The sequence below is a fragment of the Amycolatopsis sp. DSM 110486 genome, assembly GCF_019468465.1.
Classification (GTDB): domain Bacteria; phylum Actinomycetota; class Actinomycetes; order Mycobacteriales; family Pseudonocardiaceae; genus Amycolatopsis.
The window spans coordinates 2485106-2503130 of sequence record NZ_CP080519.1; the positions used below are offsets into that span (position 1 = coordinate 2485106).

Annotated in this window: 20 protein-coding genes and 1 pseudogene; 12 read left to right on the forward strand and 9 right to left on the reverse strand. The window is 71.3% G+C overall.

The genetic code is table 11. The features are described from left to right. Window positions 1–31: 31 nt before the first annotated feature. From K1T34_RS11975 to K1T34_RS11985, 3 genes are all read left to right on the forward strand, one after another. On the forward strand, window positions 32–814 hold the full coding sequence (locus K1T34_RS11975; protein ID WP_220244339.1) for an alpha/beta fold hydrolase: 783 nt from the start codon (window positions 32–34) through the stop codon (window positions 812–814). A gap of 23 nt (window positions 815–837) precedes the next feature. Next, window positions 838–1653 (forward strand): AraC family transcriptional regulator, encoded by an 816-nt coding sequence (locus tag K1T34_RS11980; protein WP_255638463.1) that lies wholly within the window; start codon window positions 838–840, stop codon window positions 1651–1653. 114 nt (window positions 1654–1767) lie between these two features. Continuing rightward, window positions 1768–3342 carry a beta-N-acetylhexosaminidase gene (locus K1T34_RS11985; protein ID WP_220244340.1) on the forward strand — a complete coding sequence of 525 codons (1575 nt, stop codon included), beginning with the start codon at window positions 1768–1770 and terminating at the stop codon, window positions 3340–3342. A gap of 49 nt (window positions 3343–3391) precedes the next feature. Here the strand turns inward: K1T34_RS11985 and K1T34_RS11990 are convergent, their stop codons facing one another. After that, window positions 3392–4087, reverse strand: a complete 696-nt coding sequence (locus K1T34_RS11990) for an MOSC domain-containing protein (RefSeq protein ID WP_255638464.1) — start codon at window positions 4085–4087, stop codon at window positions 3392–3394. A 271-nt stretch (window positions 4088–4358) separates the two neighbouring features. Between K1T34_RS11990 and K1T34_RS11995 the strand changes: the two genes are divergently transcribed. Further along, complete coding sequence (locus tag K1T34_RS11995) at window positions 4359–5504, forward strand: hypothetical protein (RefSeq protein ID WP_220247897.1); 1146 nt, start codon at window positions 4359–4361, stop codon at window positions 5502–5504. 160 nt (window positions 5505–5664) lie between these two features. On the opposite strand, the pseudogene K1T34_RS12000 reads toward K1T34_RS11995, so the two are convergent. Further along, a pseudogene (locus K1T34_RS12000) lies at window positions 5665–5859 on the reverse strand (DUF779 domain-containing protein); the annotation flags it as partial. Window positions 5860–5863: 4 nt separating this feature from the next. Between K1T34_RS12000 and K1T34_RS12005 the strand changes: the two are divergent. Beyond that, window positions 5864–6061, forward strand: coding sequence for a hypothetical protein (locus K1T34_RS12005; protein WP_220244342.1), 198 nt, complete (start codon window positions 5864–5866; stop codon window positions 6059–6061). 25 nt (window positions 6062–6086) lie between these two features. Here the strand turns inward: K1T34_RS12005 and K1T34_RS12010 are convergent, their stop codons facing one another. From K1T34_RS12010 to K1T34_RS12020, 3 genes are read right to left on the reverse strand one after another with little or no spacing between them, the layout of a single operon-like run. Further along, the gene (locus K1T34_RS12010) at window positions 6087–6995 is read right to left on the reverse strand and encodes an NAD(P)-dependent oxidoreductase (RefSeq protein WP_220244343.1); all 909 of its coding nucleotides are present in this window, start codon (window positions 6993–6995) and stop codon (window positions 6087–6089) included. A gap of 43 nt (window positions 6996–7038) precedes the next feature. Further along, complete coding sequence (locus K1T34_RS12015) at window positions 7039–8202, reverse strand: hypothetical protein (RefSeq protein WP_220244344.1); 1164 nt, start codon at window positions 8200–8202, stop codon at window positions 7039–7041. A gap of 22 nt (window positions 8203–8224) precedes the next feature. Continuing rightward, complete coding sequence (locus tag K1T34_RS12020) at window positions 8225–8551, reverse strand: PadR family transcriptional regulator (RefSeq protein WP_370643684.1); 327 nt, start codon at window positions 8549–8551, stop codon at window positions 8225–8227. Between the two features lie 152 nt (window positions 8552–8703). Here K1T34_RS12020 and K1T34_RS12025 point away from each other — a divergent pair, with 152 nt between their 5' ends. The 4 genes from K1T34_RS12025 (at window position 8704) to K1T34_RS12040 (ending at window position 12134) form a co-directional block, all read left to right on the forward strand. Beyond that, window positions 8704–9489 carry an SGNH/GDSL hydrolase family protein gene (locus tag K1T34_RS12025; RefSeq protein WP_220244345.1) on the forward strand — a complete coding sequence of 262 codons (786 nt, stop codon included), beginning with the start codon at window positions 8704–8706 and terminating at the stop codon, window positions 9487–9489. Further along, on the forward strand, window positions 9486–10055 hold the full coding sequence (locus K1T34_RS12030; protein ID WP_220244346.1) for a TetR/AcrR family transcriptional regulator: 570 nt from the start codon (window positions 9486–9488) through the stop codon (window positions 10053–10055). The genes K1T34_RS12025 and K1T34_RS12030 overlap by 4 nt, the downstream gene beginning before the upstream one ends. 226 nt (window positions 10056–10281) lie before the next feature. Continuing rightward, window positions 10282–11478, forward strand: coding sequence for a sensor histidine kinase (locus K1T34_RS12035; protein ID WP_255638465.1), 1197 nt, complete (start codon window positions 10282–10284; stop codon window positions 11476–11478). Beyond that, window positions 11475–12134: a response regulator transcription factor gene (locus K1T34_RS12040; RefSeq protein ID WP_220244347.1), complete on the forward strand. Its 660-nt coding sequence runs from the start codon at window positions 11475–11477 to the stop codon at window positions 12132–12134. The genes K1T34_RS12035 and K1T34_RS12040 overlap by 4 nt, the downstream gene beginning before the upstream one ends. On the opposite strand, the gene K1T34_RS12045 is transcribed toward K1T34_RS12040, so the two are convergent. After that, on the reverse strand, window positions 12135–13580 hold the full coding sequence (locus K1T34_RS12045; protein WP_220244348.1) for an NAD(P)/FAD-dependent oxidoreductase: 1446 nt from the start codon (window positions 13578–13580) through the stop codon (window positions 12135–12137). It abuts the gene before it with no gap. A gap of 130 nt (window positions 13581–13710) precedes the next feature. On the opposite strand from K1T34_RS12045, the gene K1T34_RS12050 reads away from it, so the two are divergent. The 3 genes from K1T34_RS12050 (at window position 13711) to K1T34_RS12060 (ending at window position 16600) form a co-directional block, all read left to right on the forward strand. Next, window positions 13711–14439 carry a DUF2786 domain-containing protein gene (locus tag K1T34_RS12050; RefSeq protein ID WP_220244349.1) on the forward strand — a complete coding sequence of 243 codons (729 nt, stop codon included), beginning with the start codon at window positions 13711–13713 and terminating at the stop codon, window positions 14437–14439. A 139-nt stretch (window positions 14440–14578) separates the two neighbouring features. Continuing rightward, window positions 14579–15313, forward strand: a complete 735-nt coding sequence (locus tag K1T34_RS12055; protein ID WP_220247141.1) for a GNAT family N-acetyltransferase — start codon at window positions 14579–14581, stop codon at window positions 15311–15313. 147 nt (window positions 15314–15460) lie between these two features. Beyond that, window positions 15461–16600 (forward strand): adenosylhomocysteinase, encoded by a 1140-nt coding sequence (locus tag K1T34_RS12060; RefSeq protein ID WP_220244350.1) that lies wholly within the window; start codon window positions 15461–15463, stop codon window positions 16598–16600. Here K1T34_RS12060 and K1T34_RS12065 read toward each other — a convergent pair whose 3' ends face one another. The 3 genes from K1T34_RS12065 to K1T34_RS12075 are packed head-to-tail and all read right to left on the reverse strand — an operon-like array spanning window position 16601 to window position 17939. Beyond that, a complete protein-coding gene (locus K1T34_RS12065; RefSeq protein WP_220244351.1) occupies window positions 16601–16978 on the reverse strand; it encodes a VOC family protein in 378 nt (125 codons plus the stop codon). Continuing rightward, window positions 16975–17343: an SgcJ/EcaC family oxidoreductase gene (locus K1T34_RS12070; RefSeq protein ID WP_220244352.1), complete on the reverse strand. Its 369-nt coding sequence runs from the start codon at window positions 17341–17343 to the stop codon at window positions 16975–16977. The genes K1T34_RS12065 and K1T34_RS12070 overlap by 4 nt, the downstream gene beginning before the upstream one ends. Continuing rightward, window positions 17340–17939, reverse strand: coding sequence for a hypothetical protein (locus tag K1T34_RS12075; RefSeq protein WP_220244353.1), 600 nt, complete (start codon window positions 17937–17939; stop codon window positions 17340–17342). Before K1T34_RS12075 ends, K1T34_RS12070 begins: the two co-directional genes overlap by 4 nt. Between the last annotated feature and the right edge of the window lie 86 nt (window positions 17940–18025).

The window sequence follows — 18025 nt, forward strand, 5'->3', positions numbered from 1 at the left end:
GGCGGCGGTGCGCGGGCGCATCGTCGTCGGTATGAACGACTACCTCCACGTGGTCCACAACGGCCCGGCCGACGCGCCGCCGCTGCTGCTCATCCACGGCTCGGGAGCCACGAGCGGCTCATGGAGCGAGGTGGTGCCGGCGTTGGCCGAGCGCCACCACGTCATCCGCGTCGACCTGCCCGGCTGCGGGCGGTCGACGCCACCACCGTCGTTCGCCGTGTCGCGGCAGGCGAGCCGGGTGGCGGCGGTGCTCGACGAGCTGGGGCTCGCCCGCGTCGTCGTCGCCGGGCATTCGAGCGGCGGCTACGTCGCCACCTCGCTCGCGGAACAGCGGCCTGACCTGGTGGGCTCACTCGCGTTGGTCAGCACCGGCCCGCGGCTCGACGCGCTCCTGCCGCAGCCGCTGATCCTGCGGCTGCTGCTGGCGCCGCCGTTCGGCCCGGTGCTGTGGCGAAGGCGTTCGGACGCGGTCATCCGACGTGGAATCGGGGCGACGATGGCCCGGCCCGTGGCCATCCCGGACGACATGGTCACCGAGCTTCGCGGGACCACCTATCGCGCGTTCCGGCAGGTGCTGCACCACAACGGCGCGTACCTCGCCGAGCGCGGCCTGCCCGAGCGGCTGGCGGCGCTCGACGTGCCGGCGCTGGTGGTGTTCGGCGCGGCGGACCCGCGGTGGGACCCGTCGTCGGCGCACGACTACGACGCCGTGGCGCGCGTCGAGTACCTGCCGGACGTCGGGCACGTGCCGCTTGTCGAGGAGCCCGCGAAGACCGGCGAGCTGCTGCTGGCCTTCGCGGCAACCCGCCTGTGACCCACGCCGTCTAGCGTGGTCACGTGCAGGCCTTCGACTGGACGGGCGTGGACATCGCGGTCCCGCCGCGACGGCTGCCGGGCATCCGCATGGCCGGGTTCCGGCAGGCGGTGCCGGCGCCCGTCGACATCACGATGGTGGCGCACCCGGCCGTCACGGTGCTCGTGGACCTGAGCGACGGCCTCGGCTACGAGGCTTTCGGACGGCGTGGGCGCGGCAGCGTCGTCGTCGGGCTGTGTCCCGGCGAGCTGCGGGCCGCCGGCCGGATCGGCGAGTGCTTGCAGATCCGGCTCGAACCGGCCGTGTCCGCGGCGGTGCTCGGGGACACGCTGAACGGGGCAGTCTCACTCGAGGACGTCTTGGGCCTCGACGCCGCGCGCTGGGAGGATCGGCTGCGCGCGGCGGCGTCGTGGGACGACCGGTTCGCACTCGCGGCCGAGCTGCTGAGGCGGCGGCTGGGGTCCCGCCGCGTCGATCCGGAGGTGGCCCAGAGCTGGCGGCAGACGTTGGCGGCCCGGGGGCTCGCGCGTGTCGAGGGGCTGGCGGACGAGGTCGGGTGGAGCCGCAAACGGCTGTGGGCGCGGTTCCGGACGCAGCTCGGCATCACGCCGAAACGCGCCGCGCGTCTGGTGCGGTTCGATCACGCGGCGCATCTGCTGGCGTCGGGGCGGGCACCTGCTGAGGTTGCCGCGGAGAGTGGGTTCGCCGACCAGTCGCACCTGCACCACGAGGTGAGGGCGTTTTCGGGACTGACGCCCGCGGCCGTCGCGGTGGCGCCGTGGCTGGCGATCGACGACGTCGCGTGGCCCGCCGCACCGAACCGTTCGCGATGGGCGTGACGGGGCAGGCAACCGGGTGCGGGAGGTCCGGGCGATCCTTTCGGCTGTTGTCCACGGCCTGCCTAGTGGTCTATACCTCTTAGGGTCTGTCTTCTCCCCGACCGGAGGTAGTCCGTGAGGAAGAGCTTGTCCAGAGCCGTGCTGGGGGCGACCGTGCTGAGCCTCGCGGCGCTCGGCCTGCCGGCGTCGGCGACGGCCGCGACCGCCGCGCCCGAACGCAGCGTCACCGACATCGTCCCGCTGCCCGTGCAGGCCAAGGCCGACCCGAAGGCGAACTTCACACTGTCCCCGCTGACCGTGATCCGCGCGGGCAAGGGCACGAACCAGGTGGCCGACTACCTACGCGGCCTGCTGCGCCCCGCCACCGGCTACCCGCTGCCGGTCGTGCCGGTGAACGCCGGCCTGCCCGCCATCTCGCTCGACCTGGGTCACGCCGACAGTCGCGTGGGCACCGAGGGTTACCAGCTGTCGGTGGCGAAATCGGGCGTGACACTGCAGGCCAACACCGCCGACGGCCTGTTCGAGGGTGTGCAGTCGCTGCGGCAGTTGCTGCCGTCGGCGATCGAGGCGAAGAGCGTGCAGTTCCGCAAGTGGACGATCGCGGGCGGCACCGTGCTCGACTACCCGCGCTTCGGCACGCGCGGCGCGATGCTCGACGTCGCGCGGCACTTCTTCAACCCGGCGCAGGTGAAGACGTACATCGACCAGCTGGCGCAGTACAAGATCAACACGCTGCACCTGCACCTGGCTGACGACCAGGGCTGGCGCATCGAGATCAAGAGCTGGCCACGCCTGGCGACCGAGGGCGGCAAGGGCGCCGCGGACGGCGACCCCGGCGGCTACTACACGCAGGCGCAGTACAAGGACATCGTCGCCTACGCGGCGTCGCGGCACATCTCGATCGTGCCGGAGATCGACATGCCCGGTCACACGAACGCGGCCCAGTCGGTGTACGCGGAGCTCAACTGCGACGGCGTCGCGGTCCCGCCGCGCACCGACACCGAGGTCGGCTACAGCTCGCTGTGCATCGACTCGCCGACGACGTACAAGTTCGTCGAGGACGTGATCCGCGAACTGGCGGCCATCACGCCCGGCAAGTACCTCGGCATCGGCGGCGACGAGGCGCACTCGACGTCCGACCCGGACTACAAAGCCTTCTACGCCAAGGTGAACCCGCTCGTCGCGAAGTACGGCAAGCTCATCACGGGCTGGCACGAGATCGCGAAGTCGGACCTGCCCGCCACGGCCATGCCGGAGTACTGGGACCAGGGCGGCGCGAACCCCGACCTCGCCGCGTTCGCCGCGCGCGGCGGCAAGGTGCTGATGGCGCCGTCGAACCACGCGTACCTCGACATGAAGTACACCGAGGACACGCCGCTGGGCCAGGACTGGGCCGGCCTCGTGGAGGTCAAGGACTCCTACGACTGGGATCCCGCGACGTTGGTGCCGGGCGTCGGCGAGAGCTCCGTTTCCGGCGTCGAGGCTCCACTGTGGACGGAGACCATCCGCACGAACGACAACATCGAGTACATGGCGTTCCCGCGCCTGCCGGGCCTGGCCGAGATCGGCTGGTCACAGCAGTCCGGACGCGACTGGGACACCTACCGCGTGCGGCTGGCGAAGCAGTCGCCGCGCTGGGTGGCGCAGGGGATCGACTTCTACCGCTCCCCGCAGGTGGACTGGAAGTAGTTGCATTACCGAAGGCCCCTTTCCTGGGTTTCTCAGGGAAGGGGCCCTTTCAGCCCGCGTTGCGCATCCGCCAGCGCTCCACCGACGAGCGGATACCGCCGGAGTACGACGGCGAAAGCGCAGGCGTCGCCAGGATCTTCTCCGCGCGCTGGACTCCCGCTTCCGCGATGCGCGGCTCGAGCTGCGCGAAATTGGCGAACGCGATCAGGTGCACCTCGGCCACGGTCGGCGCTTGGACGTCGGACTCGACCACGCGCACAGCCCCGGACGTCGGCACGCGGCCCGGCCGCAGCACGCGCAGGTACCAGCCGCACCGTCCGGAGTCGATCATTGCCGGCACGACATCCTTGCGTCCCGTCCGCATGGCCAGCTTGAAACACGGCTGCCGCGGCTGCGACACCTGCAGCCGCGCGTCGCCCCACTCCCAGACGTCGCCGATCCGCACGCGCGTCTCGTCCGCGCCGCTCACCGCGAGATTCTCCCCGAACGCCCCGAGCTCGACGTCGAACCCGTCAGCCGTCCACGCCGCGTAGTGCTGCGCGGGGTAGACGTAAACGGCTTTGTCGACCCCGCCGTGCACCCTCAGGTCGGCCTGCTCGTCGCCGTCGAGGTTCAGCCGCGTGAGCTCCAGCTCGGGCGCGGCCACGCGGTCCTTGACGATCGCGCTGAGCACCGGCCGCTCCCGCCGCCGCCCGAGCACGGCAGGCCGTCCGACGAAAACACCGGCGAGTTCGAGTGTGGTCACGTTCGCGAAGCTAGCACGCGGCCCGCCGCAGGTCAGGTGCTTTTGGCCGCCACTGAAGCCGGCCCGCGAGGCGTGCCGAGGCAGTGGTCGCAAACGCTTGCGCCGAGCGTCGCAGAACCTACCCGGCACGGTCGGCACACGACCTGGCGCGACTGGTGCGATCGGCAGAATTCGGTCGTTTTGGTGGCGACACGAGCCGATTGATCTTGATTCAGGGAGTTCTGCGGTGTGGTCTGGAGCACTACTGCACGCAGGCAGGAGGGTTCCGACGATGAGACTGTGGCCCCGGCGCCGCGCCTCCCGAGCTTCGCGGCGCGCCCGCGACGACATCGCAGCGCTGATGCCCTACGGTCCGTATTCCTCCGTGCGCGTCCGCGACGACGCCCTCGAGCCTGGCGCCGAAGGGCGGAACGTCGCGTATTGCTGCTTCACCGACCCCGACGAGGCAACGCGGTGCCACGCCGCGTGGCAGCAGCACGCTCCCGCTCTGACGAGCATGCTCCTCCACGACCGTCGCAGCGCTTTCGAGCCGGATGTCGAGGGCTCTTACCTCCACGCGGACGGAACACGGCACGTCGGGCTGCCGCCCGAGATCACCGCACTGATGACCGAGCTGGCCCCGCCGAGCGCCAAGGATCTGGCTGACCGCCACGCCCTCGAGGCCGAGCAGGTCCTCGAAGCGGTGCGAGCGGAGAAAGCCGCGTGGGAAGCGCGGCAGCCGAAGGAGGTCGTGCTGGCCGAAGCAGGCGACGACTCCCCGATCGCGCACCACGACAAGTTCATCAAGGCCACCCGGATGACCGCCGGCGGGCAGCCCGTCGATCGGGTGAAGTTCCACTTCGCCGAGTTCACCGGCGACGAGCCGGAACCAGCCATGCCCGAGCGCGGCGACACCGATGACGATCGGCGGCGCCTGGTCTGCGACGAGTTCGACGTGGCTCGCGCGCTGTGGGCGAAGGCGGTCTACCGGCGTGAGGCCACGCCGGTGCTGCGCGCCGCCGCGTCCGCCTGGCCCGAGGTCGCCGAGTCCTTCGCCCGGATCGGCCAGGCCTGGTCGGACCTCGACGACCCGCCACACGGCTGGGAAGTCGCGGTCAAGCGGCTGCTCGACGCCCATGACCACGCGCGGCCCATCGTGGAGAACTGGGAGCACCTCCACGCCCGAAAACTGGTCACCGTCGGCGCCGAGCTGACCTACAGCTGCGGTGAGCTGACCGAGCTTCGCAAACAGCTGAGCGTCGAGCTGGGTATCGACAACATCGAGGAGTGGCACATCGGCCGCGTCGAGGACGACACCGCTGATCCGCTCAACGCCGACATCCGGGACGGGGCGAGCGTGCAGCTCGAAAACCTCATCCAGCCCCAGCGCGACCGGCTCGCCCTGATCGCCGACGTCGCGGGTCGCCTGACGGCGTGAGCACAGCGGCATCCGCGGCCGCACCGGTCTGAACCGGTGGATTCAGGGGATCGGCGGTGGCCGTCTCACCGAAACCGTTTCCTCCCACGGGAAAGGACACCGGTTGTGGCCCGGACCCCGGCTTCTTCGCCGGATCCGGGCCACACCTGACCGCTCGGGCTCAGCCGTTCAGCGCCGCCGACTCCGCGTCGCTGAAAAGGCGCGACCTGATGAGGAAACGCACGCCCTCCGGCGCCTCCAGGGAGAACCCGCTGCCGCGGCCCGGGACTACGTCGATGGTGAGGTGCGTGTGCTTCCAGTACTCGAACTGCGGGCCCGACATCCAGACCGGCACGGCGTCGATGCCGTCGACGGCGATCGTGGAGGAACGCGAGTCCCTCACGGCGCAGATCCGGCAGGTCTCCCTCAACAGCACCGACCCGGACACGCTCTGGTCGTTCTGGGAAACCTCCTGTGGCGCGGACGACCTCGAGGTGCTCGACACCCTGTGCGCGGCCTTGGATCCGGCGGATCCCCGGCTGGCGGTGGCCCGGACGCACCGTTCGCGGCTGAGCTGAGCCTCGGCCTTGTTCCGGCGTTGCGTCAGGCTTTCGCCGTCTCCCGGATGGCCTCGTCGACGGAGCGGTGGACGGGCGGGTCGACGAACAGCTCACGCAGGAACAGCCCGTCGAGGTGCTCGATGGTGAGACCGGGCTGCTTGCCGGTGAGGCCGTTCACGCGACCGCCGAGGCGGAACATCGCCCGGACGACGCCGGCGGGCAACGTGCGGACCGAGCGAGGCTTTCCGGCGGCGCCGGCCATGCGGGTGAGCATGTCCGTCCAACGCAGGTTTTCCTCGACCACGGGGAGGTCCGCGCCCGAGCCGTCCTCGAGAGCGTCGACGGTCACGATGCCGACGCCCCGCGCACTCGTCGCCGCGCTGCCGCCCCGGGGCGCGAACAGCGGCGCCGACGACCGCACCCACTTCACCACCGGCACCGACCACTCCGGCACCCGCCCGGGCGCGACGCCGAACACGTACGGCACCTCGATGATCGCCACCGGCAGGTCCGGCCCGGCCGTCTCGCGGGCGAGCTTCGCCTGCTCGATCCGGCTGCGCACGTACGGGTGCTTCGCCGCCAGGCCCCACTCGGGGTGCACGCGGTCGAAGTACGTGTAGTACGACGCGAGCACCGCCGCCCTCGTGCACCCGACCTCGCGCGCCGCCTTCAGCAGCGCGACCACCGGCGCGACGTTGCCCGCGTGCAGCCGCGGCGCGACCGGTCCCTTGTCGACCCTCCGGTCGTCGCTGCCGCCGGCGAACACCACGCCGTCATGGCCGGCGAGGAGCTCGCGAAGGTCGTCCTCCGAGGCCGTCGTGACGTCGAGGACTCGGTCGACGCCTTCGCGGGGCGTGCGGGCCACCGTGGTCGCCTCGTGCCCGCGCAGCCTCAGCTGCTCCAGCACGTGGTGTCCCAGCAATCCGCTTCCACCCACCACCATGATTTTCATGGCGAAGATCATCGCGGACTGGCCCGCCATGGTCCAGCGGCCTTCACCCCACCCTCACGCCGGGCCGCGGCGGCAACGCCCGCAGCGCCCACACGGACACCAGCACCGCCACGACGAGCACCACCACGCCCTCGATCAACGCCGCGGCCGCCACCCCACCGGAACCGGGGAACGACGACAGGTCCAGCGCCGTCGCGAGCCGCACCATCGAGACCGCCGCCCCCAGTAACGCCAGCGCCAACGTCACCGGCCTGCCGTGCACCGGCGGCCAGAACAGCGGCACCAGCGCGAGCCCGTACCAAGCCACGCAGGACACCGCGGGCCAATCGAGCACCGAGGCTTGGTCCGGCCGCGTGGCACCCACCAGCATCACCAGCACCGCCGCCCCGAGCGCGACGGCCAACGCCACCAGCCACGACCGCGTGTCCCGCGCCGGCTCGTCCTCGTGGAACGCCGAGATCCCCAGCACCAGCCCGACCCCGAGCAACACGGCCACCCACTGGCTCACCACGAACGACGGCGCCCCGCCCACCGCCTCGACCGTCGTCCGCACCGCCGAGACAGCCGCGCTCGCGACCCCGACGAGCGCCGCCGCCCGCCCGGCCTGGAACCGTCCGAAGAGGACGAACAAAAACGCGACCAGCCACGGCCCCGCGAAGAAGTCGAACGCCGACGGCGCGGCCAGCACGAGCAGCCCACCCAGCACCGCCACCCGCACCCCGGCCCCGACGGCCAGCGACCGCTCGGGCGCACCGCCGCCCCCGAGCCTGAGCCGCAACGCCAGAGCCGCGACGCTCGCCACCTCGGCCAGCGCGGGCCGCCCGAACTCGGCGGCGTACTCGGCTTGGTCGAGGGTCGCGGGATCGCCTACTTCGCTTGCCGCGGACTGGTTTCCGCTCTCTAACCCAGCAGAAGCCCCGACATCTCCGGTACCCGACGTCGGCCCTGTGGCGCCCGCCAGCGTCACGTCTCCACCGGCTGTCTCTCGTGCCTCAGCAAGATCGTCCAGCGCGCTGCCCAGCCCAGCGTGATCGAAATCGACAGCGCCGTCGTTGACGATTTCTCCTGTCACAAAAGGGTTTCCAACCTCGACCCGCCCCAGCTCCCCCGCCAGGAAGGTCGCGACCATGTCCTCCTCCCAGCGCTCCCGGTACCACTGCGGCAACAGCCGCAGGACGGCTCGGTACCGTCTCTCCAGCTCCGTCACTTTCCCTCCCCAGCTACGAAGTTCACGCGTGTCTTGCCTGCCAGCCGCGCAGGCGGGCCGTTGCTGCCTCGGCGTTGGCGTGTTGGCGGGCGGCCTCGGTTGCGACCGCGTCGGCGCCTGAGCGGGTCAGGCGGTAGTAGCGGCGCAGCCTGCCCTGAAGGACCTCTTCGCGGTCGCGCTCCACGAGGCCCTCCGCGGTGAGGCGGTCGAGGGCGCCGTAGAGCGTGCCGACCTTGAGCTTCACACGCCCCTCCGACAGTTCCGCGACTTCGCCGACGATGCCGTAGCCGTGCCGCGGCTCGCCGACCAGCGCGGTGAGGATGAAGAAGACCTGCTCGGACATCGCCATGAACCCAATGTATCGCCGAGCGATATATTTCGGCAAAACCCATCCGGGTGAAACCCCGGAACCCCGAGAGGAAGTGAACCTCACGTAGACACCGTCTACTAGAGTTTGATAGACAGTGTCTACAAAGTGAACCACGGGTTACGGAGATCGACATGGGCTTTCAGAAATTCGTCGCCGTCGGCGACAGCTGCGCCGAGGGGCTCGACGATCCGTACCCGGACCACAGCCAGTACCGCGGCTGGGCGGACTTCGTCGCGGGCCGCCTCGCGCAGGACGAGCCCGATTTCCGCTACGCCAACCTCGCGGTGCGCGGCAGGCGCCTCGACCAGATCATCGTCGAGCAGTTGCCTGCCGCCGAGCGCCACGAGCCCGACCTGATCGCCCTGTTCGGCGGCGGCAACGACGTGATGAGCGGCGGCTGGAGCGCCCGCACCGTCGCGCGGCGCGTCGATGCCGCGATCCGCCGGTGCACGCACATCGCGCCCACGGTGGTCACCTTCACCTTGAGCGACATCGCCCACCGCATGCCCTTCGGCGCCCGTATGCACCCGCGCGTGACCGCCCTCAACGACGCCATCCGCGAAGCGTCCGTGAGCTACGGCGCCAAGCTCGTGGACTTGTGGCCCGACCACGCCGCCCACGACTCGCGCTACTTCGGCCCCGACCGCCTGCACCTGTCCGAAGCGGGCCACCTGCGGGTGGCCGGCCACGTCCTGAACCGCCTCCACGTCGGCCACGACGACGGCTGGCTCCAGCCGCTCCCCGGCTTCCCCGCGCGCCCGAGCCTGCGCGCGGACCTGCAGTGGTTCTGGCAGGAAGTCATGCCGGTCGCCATCACCCGCCTGCACAACCGCCTGATCGGCCGCTCGCCCGGCGACGGCTTTTTCCCCAAGCGCCCCGACCTGCTGCCCGTCGCGTTCTCCGAAGCGCAGATATGAGCGCCCGCCAGCGGCTGATCACCACCGCGGAGACCCTGCTCGCCGACGAAGGCGTGGATGCCGTGACGTTGCGGGGCATCGCGAAGGCAGCCGGCGTCTCCCACGGCGCGCCCCTGCGGCACTTCTCCGGCCGCGCCGAACTGCTGTCGGCCGTCGCGACGCTCGGCTTCGCGCAGCTGCTCGAACGCGGCGCGAAGCTGCCCGAAGGCAACCCGCGTGAACGTGTGACGGCCGCGTGCCACGCGTACGTGGCCTTCGCCCTGGCCAACCCCGCGATGTTCGAGCTGATGTTCCGCCGCGACCTCATCGACCCGGCCGAACCCGGGCTCGTGGCCGCGAGCAGCGCCGTCTTCGACTACTTCGCCGACCTCGTGCGCCTCGACCGCGAAGCCGCGCACGACGACCGGCTCAAGCCCGGCACCGACCCGCGGCTCGTCGCGGCTTCGCTGTGGGCCGCCCTGCACGGGCTCGCGCAGCTGTGGCTGTGGGGCGGCCTGGCCGGCGCCAGCTTCGCGCCGTCTCCGGAATCGGCCCTCGCGGTGACGCTCGACGCGTACCTGGGCTGACGCTCGGCGGGGAGCAGCTCCGTGGTCTCCCCGGCCCCGGGCGCTCCCCGCCGAGCAACGCCGAATGGGTGACCATTCGCGCCAGACGCTATCCGGACGAACCGCCCACGCGAATCCCTCTTCCGCCGCAGCCGGCGGTAAACCTTGGCGGTACGCGCCTCGCCGGCGTACCGCGCCGGTCGTAGCCGGCTGGGTTTCCACCGGTCAGGCCGGTAGCTTCGCCTCCGTGCCGGTGTACGGGGTGGGGGTGGTGCGCGGACTTCGCATGCACCCGCTACTGGCGGACAGCCTGCTCGCGGCCGCTGTCGCCGTGTTCCTGCTGGCGGGCGCGGCCGTGCGCGGCGGCGAGCTGGGCGACCGGCCGGGCGCGTTCGGATTGGTCCTCGCGGCCGTCGGTGCCGCGCCGCTGCTGGTCCGCCGCCGGTTCCCGATCGGCTCGCTGCTGGCCGTGACGGCGCTGATGGGCGCGTTCTACCTTTGCGGTTTCCGCGCGACACTCGGCCAGCCCGGCATCCTGATCGCCGCGTACACGGTGTGGGCGCGCTACCCGGCGAGCAAGGCGTGGCCGTCTTCGGCGCTCGCGATGGCCGCGTACGAGGCGACGATGATCGCCGGCGGCGCGTCGCACCCCGTCGGCGATTCGGTGATCGCCCTGCTGCAGGCGTCCGCGACCATCCTGATCGGACACTCCGTCCACGTCCGCGCCAACCGCCTGCGCGCCACCGCCGAACGCGCCGATCGGGCCGAACGCGAGATCGAACTGGAGGCGCAGCAGGCCGTCGCCGAGGAACGCATCCGCATCGCGCGCGAGCTGCACGACGTCGTCTCGCACCACCTTTCGGTGATTTCCGTCCAGGCCAATCTTGCGAAGTACGTCTTCGAAACCGCGCCGGACATGGCTCGTGGCGCGCTCGACACGATCACCGGCACCACCACCGAAGCCCTCGACGAGCTACGCCGCCTGCTCAGCGTGCTCCGGCCGCCGCGGTACGAACCCGGCGAGTACCGCCCGCAACCGGGGCTCGCGGACCTGCCGTCGCTCGTTGGGAGGCTGAGCGACGCCGGCCTCACGCTCGGACTGCGCGTCACCGGCACGCCGCGGCCGCTGCCGCCCGGCCAGCAGCTGTGCGCGTACCGCGTGGCGCAGGAGGCCCTCACCAACGTGCTCAAGCACGCCGCCGACGCCACCGCCGAGCTCACGCTGGACTACGGCGACGAGGGCCTGCGCCTGCTCGTCGTCGACTCCGGCGGCGGGCCGCCGCCGCGCGTAAACCACGCTGGTCACGGGCTGGTGGAAATGCGGGAACGCGCGCGTATGTACGGTGGCGTGATCGAGATCGGACCGCGCGAACCCGCGGGGTTCGCCATCGAGCTGACCCTGCCCTACCCGACCGCCGGGCGGACCACCGGAGAACCGTCGTGACCAGTGTGCTCGTGGTGGACGACCAGGATCTCGTCCGCGCGGGCTTCGTCGCGCTGCTCGGTGCGGTGCCCGGCATCGACGTGCTCGGCGAAGCGCGCGACGGGCTCGAAGCCGTGGACAAGGCGTTGCGGCTGAAGCCCGAAGTGATCCTGATGGACATCCGCCTGCCCGGGCTCGACGGCGTCACCGCCACGGGACGCATCCTCGCCGCGGCCGGGCCGGAGAAGCCGCGTGTGCTGATCCTGACCGTGTTCGACCTCGACGAGTACGTTTACGCGGCCCTGCGCGCGGGCGCGGCCGGGTTCCTGCTCAAGGACAGCCCGCCGGAGACGCTGATCGCCGGCATCGAGGCCGTCGCGCGCGGCGACATGCTGTTCGGGCCGACGATCACGCGTCGACTCGTGGAGGCGTTCACGCGCACGCCGCCGCCCGGCCGCCCGGAACCCAAGCTGAGGTGCCTGACCGAGCGCGAGCTGGAGGTGCTCCGGTTCGTCGGCACCGGCGCGACCAACGCGGACATCGCGACCGAGCTGCTGGTGAGCGAGGCGACCGTGAAGACGCACCTCAACCGGCTGATGACGAAGCTCGGCGTTTCGAGCCGCGCGCAGGCCGTGGTCGTGGCGTACGAGACGGGCATGGTGCGGCCGCGCGGCTGATCACCAGCCGGCGGGCAGCGCGAGTCCGAACTCCTTACGCAGCGCGGTTTTCGCGGCGTGCAGGCCGGCCATGCCGTGCACACCGGGGCCCGGCGGGGTCGCGCTGGAGCAGAGGTAGACGCCGCTCAACGGGGTCGTGTGGGGGTTCCAGCGGATGACCGGGCGGGCGAGCAGCTGCCGCAGCGTCACGGCGGCGCCGGAGATGTCGCCGCCGACGTAGTTCGCGTTGTAGTTCTCCAACTCGACCGCGGGAACCCCGCGTGCGGCCAGGATCGTGTCGCTGAACCCCGGGGCGAAGCGCTCGATGCGGCGGCGGACGACGACGGTGGCGTCGAGCGGATCGCCGTTGGGCACGTGCGCGTAGGCCCAGATCGGCTGCTTGTGCGGAAGTCCGCGCGAGGGATCGGCGGCCATCGGCTGGGCGAGCAGCACGTACGGCTCCTCGGCGCGCTGCCCGCCGGCCACGGTGTTCTCGCCGGCGCGGACCTGCGCGGCCGTCCCTCCGATGTGGACGGTCGCGGCCTTGGCCAGCTCCGGCTCGCGCCACGGGATCGGCTCCGACACGAGGAAGTCGACCTTCGCCGCACCCGGTCCGTAGCGCACGTTCTCGAGCGCACGACGGTAGCCGGGTGGCACGAAGGGACCCGCGAGTTCGAGCAGGCCACGCGGGCTGACGTCGAGCAGCACCGCGCGGGTTTTCGCGAACTCCCGCAGGTCCGTTACGCGGCTGGAGGTGTGGACGCGGCCGCCGTGCACCATGAAATCGGCGGCGAGCACATCGGTGAGCACCTGCGTGCCCCCGCGCGGGACCGGCCAGCCGCCCGCGTGCGCGAGGTGCCCGAGCAGCACGGCGGTGCCCCCGCCGGCCAACGACGGCAGCCGGCCCATCGGGTGCGCGGCGACGCCGGCGAGCAGCGCGGGGGCTTCGGGACCGCGGAACAGGACCTCGTCGATGCCGGTGCCGAGCGCGAGGATCCGCGGCGCGAGCAGGGCGGCGACGGAAGGCCGCGGTGGCCGTCTCAGGTCGCCGAGCAGCAGGTCGGTGATCTCGGCGGTGTGCTCGACGAGCGGTCCCATCAGGCGGCGCCAGCGCTCGCTGTCGGCGCCGAGGCGTGCGCAGGTGCGGTCGAGGTCCGCGTAGGCGAGGCCGGTGCGGCGCTCGTCGACGGGATGTCCGTACGCGACTTCAGGCCGGCACAGCTCGACGCCGTGCGCGGCGAGGTCGAAGCCCTGGAAGAACGGCGACGCGACGGCCATCGGGTGCACGGCCGAGCAGACGTCGTGGACCACGTCGGCGTCGAACAGCCGCGCCGACCGCGCGCCCCCGCCGAGCTCCGGCGCGGTTTCGTGCAGGTCGACCGCGAGACCGGCGCGGGCCAGCAGCACGGCGGCGGCCAGGCCGTTGGGGCCGGAGCCGACGACCACGGCGTCAGCGGGCGAATCCACTCACTGATCGTATCGACACGCGGGCACCCTGCCACGTGTCCGAACACCTGATCGAATATTGTCGTACCCCGCGCCTACCTTGGACCCCACGCCGGCCCGCCCGGGCCCGGCCCAGCAGGAGAGGGGGATCATGCCCGCCCACGACACGCAGCTGGAGCGCATCCGCAAGCTGCTCGCCAAGGCCGAAGACCCGGCGGTGACCGCGGAAGAAGCCGAGCTGTACAACACGAAGGCGGCCGAGCTGATCGCCCGGTACGGCATCGACAACGCGATGCTCGCCGCCGCCGGGCAGGGCTCGGACGACATCGCCGTGCTGAAGATCCCCATCGAAAACCCGTACAGCCGTGACAAGGCGAGCCTGCTCACGAACATCGCGTACCCGATGCGCTGCCGCACGTTGCTGCACCGCGTGGGCCAGGGTGTGGACGCGGTCACGGTGTTCGGCTTCAAGTCCGACCTCGGGCGCGTGGAGCTGCTGTTCACGAGCTTGTTGCTGCAGGCGAGCACCCAGCTCACGCGCGTGCGGCCCGACGACCGGGTGTTCCGCGAATCGCTCGCCGCGTACCGCCGCACCTGGCTGCACGGCTTCGCGCGCGCCGTCCACGATCGGCTGGTGCGGGCGGAGGACACGGCGGCGCGCGAGCATCCGGGTTCGGGCGGGCAGTCGGCCGAGCTGGTGGTGCGCGACCGGAACACGCTCGTGCAAAGTGCGTTCGACCGCGAGTACGGCGACTTGCGCGCGGCCGCGCCGCGCCGGCTCTCCGGTTCGGGGTACCGCGAAGGCCATCAGGCCGGCACGCGCGCGACGCTCGACCCGTCCGCGCTCGCCCGGCGCAGGCAGGCCCTGCCGGTGCGCTGATCAAATTCTGGGGCTGTCCCGAGGATTCGCGGTTTACCCTGCGAGCCATGAACGTTGCCGGTCACCTCGTCCCTCGTCCGGAGCCGCCCTCGGCTTCCGGCGGGAGAAGCGGTGCCTGGTCGTGAGCGGCGAGCCGGCCGTGCGCGTCGAGGACCTCGCGACGCGTCCGGATCTGCGCCGGCCCGCGCTGGAGCTGGGCGTGGTTGGCGGGGAGTTCCTGGCGCACGACGTGATCGGCGACCTCGCGGCGTCCGCAAGGCTGGCAGCGCGCTGGCCGGAGTTCTTCCTGGTGCTACTGGAAGACGACGTGCCGGTGGCCCGGGCGGCGGCGATCCCCGTGGCGTATCCGACGGATGAGCGCACCGAGTTGCCCGACCACGGGTGGGACGGTGCGCTGTTGTGGGCCGCGCAGGACGTGATGGACGACCGCGAGCCGACCACGCTGGTGGCGTTGGAGGTCAACGTCGCCGAGCGCGCGCGGGGCCAGGGCGTCGCGGCACTGGCGCTCACGGAGCTGAAGAACCGGGCCCGGCGCGCGGGGCTGTCGCGGCTTGTGGTGCCGGTGCGCCCGACAGGAAAAGCCGATCACGCCGTCGAGTCCATTGTGGACTACGTCGCCCGGCGAGACGAGCAGGGCCGGCCGGCGGACCCGTGGCTGCGCAACCACCAACGGCTGGGCGCGCGGCTGGTGAAGATCGCGCCGTTCGCGATGACCGTGATCGGCACGCTGGACCAGTGGGCGAAGTGGACCGGCGTGCGGCCCGGCGACGGCCTCACGACAGTGCCCGGTGGGATCGCGCCCGTGCTGGGGTCGGTGGCGCAAGACCTCGGTGTGTACGTGGAGCCGAACGTGTGGCTGGAGCACCCGCTCTGACCTGGGTTATCGTGGTGGCGTGTGCACTCGTCGGCAGGAGCTCGTGACGCCGATCTACGGCGACCACTCCTACCGGTGTGACTTCTACGGCTGACGACGTCTTCCGTCCCCGTTGGAACGTCACCACAACCGAAGAGGAACACAGTCATGCCCGAAACCCATCCCGCCACGGCCTGGGCTCTCAAGCACATGCCTCTCACCGCGCAGGCGGTCGCCGAACTGACCCCGGTGCTCGCCGGGAAGCGGCTGGCGATGTGCCTGCACGTCGAGCCGAAGACAGCCGCACTCGTCACGCTGCTCGTGCGCGCCGGTGTCGACGTGCGGCTCACCGGCTCGCCCGGCACCACCCACGACGACGTCGCCGACGCGCTCGGCGAGCTGGGCGTCGCCGTGTTCACCCGCCGCGGCGACGGCGAGGCCGAGCACGTCCGCAACATCGAGCGCGTGCTCGAGGTCGAGCCCGACCTCACACTGGACAACGGCGGTGACCTCACCGTTTCGCTTCTCGGCTCCGGCACGCCGGCGGGTTACCTCGGCGGCACCGAGGAGACCACGACCGGCGGAATCCGGCTGCGCGAAACAAAAGCACGGCTCGGCAAGCCCGTGGTCGTGATCAACGACTCGCGGCTGAAGCTCCTGGTGGAGAACGAGTTCGGCGTCGGGCAGAGCGTGGTGCAGGGCTTCCTCAACGCCACCAACCTCATGGTGCCGGGGACGCGGGCCGCGGTGCTCGGGTACGGCCCGTGTGGCAAGGGCGTCGCCGACACGTTGAGCCGGCTCGGCGCACGCGTTTCGGTCTGCGACACCGACCCGATGCGGGCGCTGGAGGCGATCCTCAACGGCCACCGCGTCGGCACCGCCACCGAGGTCGTGGCCGACGCGCAGCTGGTGTTCACCGCCACCGGCCACCCCGGTGTGCTGGGCGCGGCCGAGCTCGCGGCGTTGCGCGACGGCGCGGTGCTCGCCGGCGTCGGGCACTTCGCGTGGGAGATCGACCGGGCGGAGCTCGACGCGCGGACCGTCCGCACCGTCGAGTACGGCGCGCCTTCGCGACGCACGGGCCACGTCCTCGACGACGGCCGCGAGATCGTGCTGCTCGACCAGGGCCGGATGCTCAACCTCACGGCCGCCAACGGGAACTCCATCCAGGCCATGGACCTCGGCCTCACGCTGCAGGCCCGCAGCCTCGCCGCCGTCGCCGCGGGCGGGCTGGCCGACGAGGTGCAGCCCGTGCCCACGGACGTGGAGCACCGCATCGCAACCGACCTCGTGGCCGCATTGCGCTAGCTACTTCTCCAGGCCCGACGGCAGGAAACCGTGCTCGGACAGGTCGAACCAGTTGCCTTCCGGGTCGATCGCGCGGTACTCGGCGAACGGGCGGTCCCCGCCGCGCAGCACCGGTCGGGGCACGCCCGCTTCGGCGAGCTTCTCCGCGATCGGCGGGATTTCCGGGACCTGGAAACCGAAGTGGTTGAAGCCGGTGGCGACGTCGCCGTCGAGCTGCTGCTGGATCAGCGCCAGGTTGAGGTAGCCGTCGGTCACGAAGTGACTGCCGTCGGGGTCGGTGTGGAACAGCTCCATGCCGAACTGCTCGCAGTAGAACGCGGCCATGCGCTTCGCGTCCTGCACGACGAAGGCGAGGTGACGCAGGCGAGGGCGGGTCATGCGGTGGGTCCCTTCGGGATCATGTTGTGAAAGGCGGCGATCGTCGGTTCGCCGTCGTGGCGGACCACGGCTTGCGCGTGCGTCACGACGCCGGCGGGCCCGATCTCCGACGTCGCGTGGACGAGCGAAAGCTCTGGCGACAGCCGGCGGATCAACGTGACCTCGGCGGACAACGTGGTGCCGCGGTACGCCGTGGCGAACAGCTGCGCGTGGCCTGTCTCCACGGCTTCGCGACCGACGAGCGCTTCGCCGCGCACGTTGACGAAGTCGACGTCGGACGCGAAGACGGAAGCGAACTGCGTTGCGTCGCCGCGGGCCCAGCCGTCGGCCATGGTGCGCCAGAGCGCGCGAATCGACTCGTTCACGCCGTCACCATCCCTACGCGCAGCGGGAGCGATTCGCAGTCGCCGTTCCACGCGGCCAGCGAGTAGTAGAACTCGCCGTGCTGCCGTTCGAGGTAACACACGACGTTGAGCGGCCAGCCAGTGCCGCGGAAGACGTACGCGTCCATCGGCGTCGGGCGTTCGCTGAGCGGGCGGCCGCGTTCGCATTCAGGCCCGAGGCGATGCCAGTCCGGGTGCAGGTGGACGGACCCGAGCACGTCCAGACCACGCGCGTCGGCCTCGCGGGTGATGCGCAGCAGATCGACGGGATCCAGCCACCACGCGCGCACCGAATTCTCATACGCGGAGCCGAATTTCGGCACGATCGTGGTCGCGAACTCTTCACGTGCGCTCGGGTCGGTGACCCGCGCGTTGCGGCCGAACGCGAGGTCCGAGACGATCAGCGCGTCTTCTGCGAAGGCGCCGAGCAGCACGGCGAAACACGGTCTCGGTTCCTCGGGCGTGATGAACGCGTATTCGATGGCCGCGGCGTGGAGGAACCGCTGCAGCACTTCGTCGGAGAACAGCACGGGAAGCGTTGTTTTCCCGATGAGCGGAACGGGGACCAAAGATGTCACGCCGGGCACCGTAACCAGGCGCGATGCGGTGTGGCCATGATCATCACGGGATCGGCCCTATTGCATCCGGCGATAATGTTTTCCCC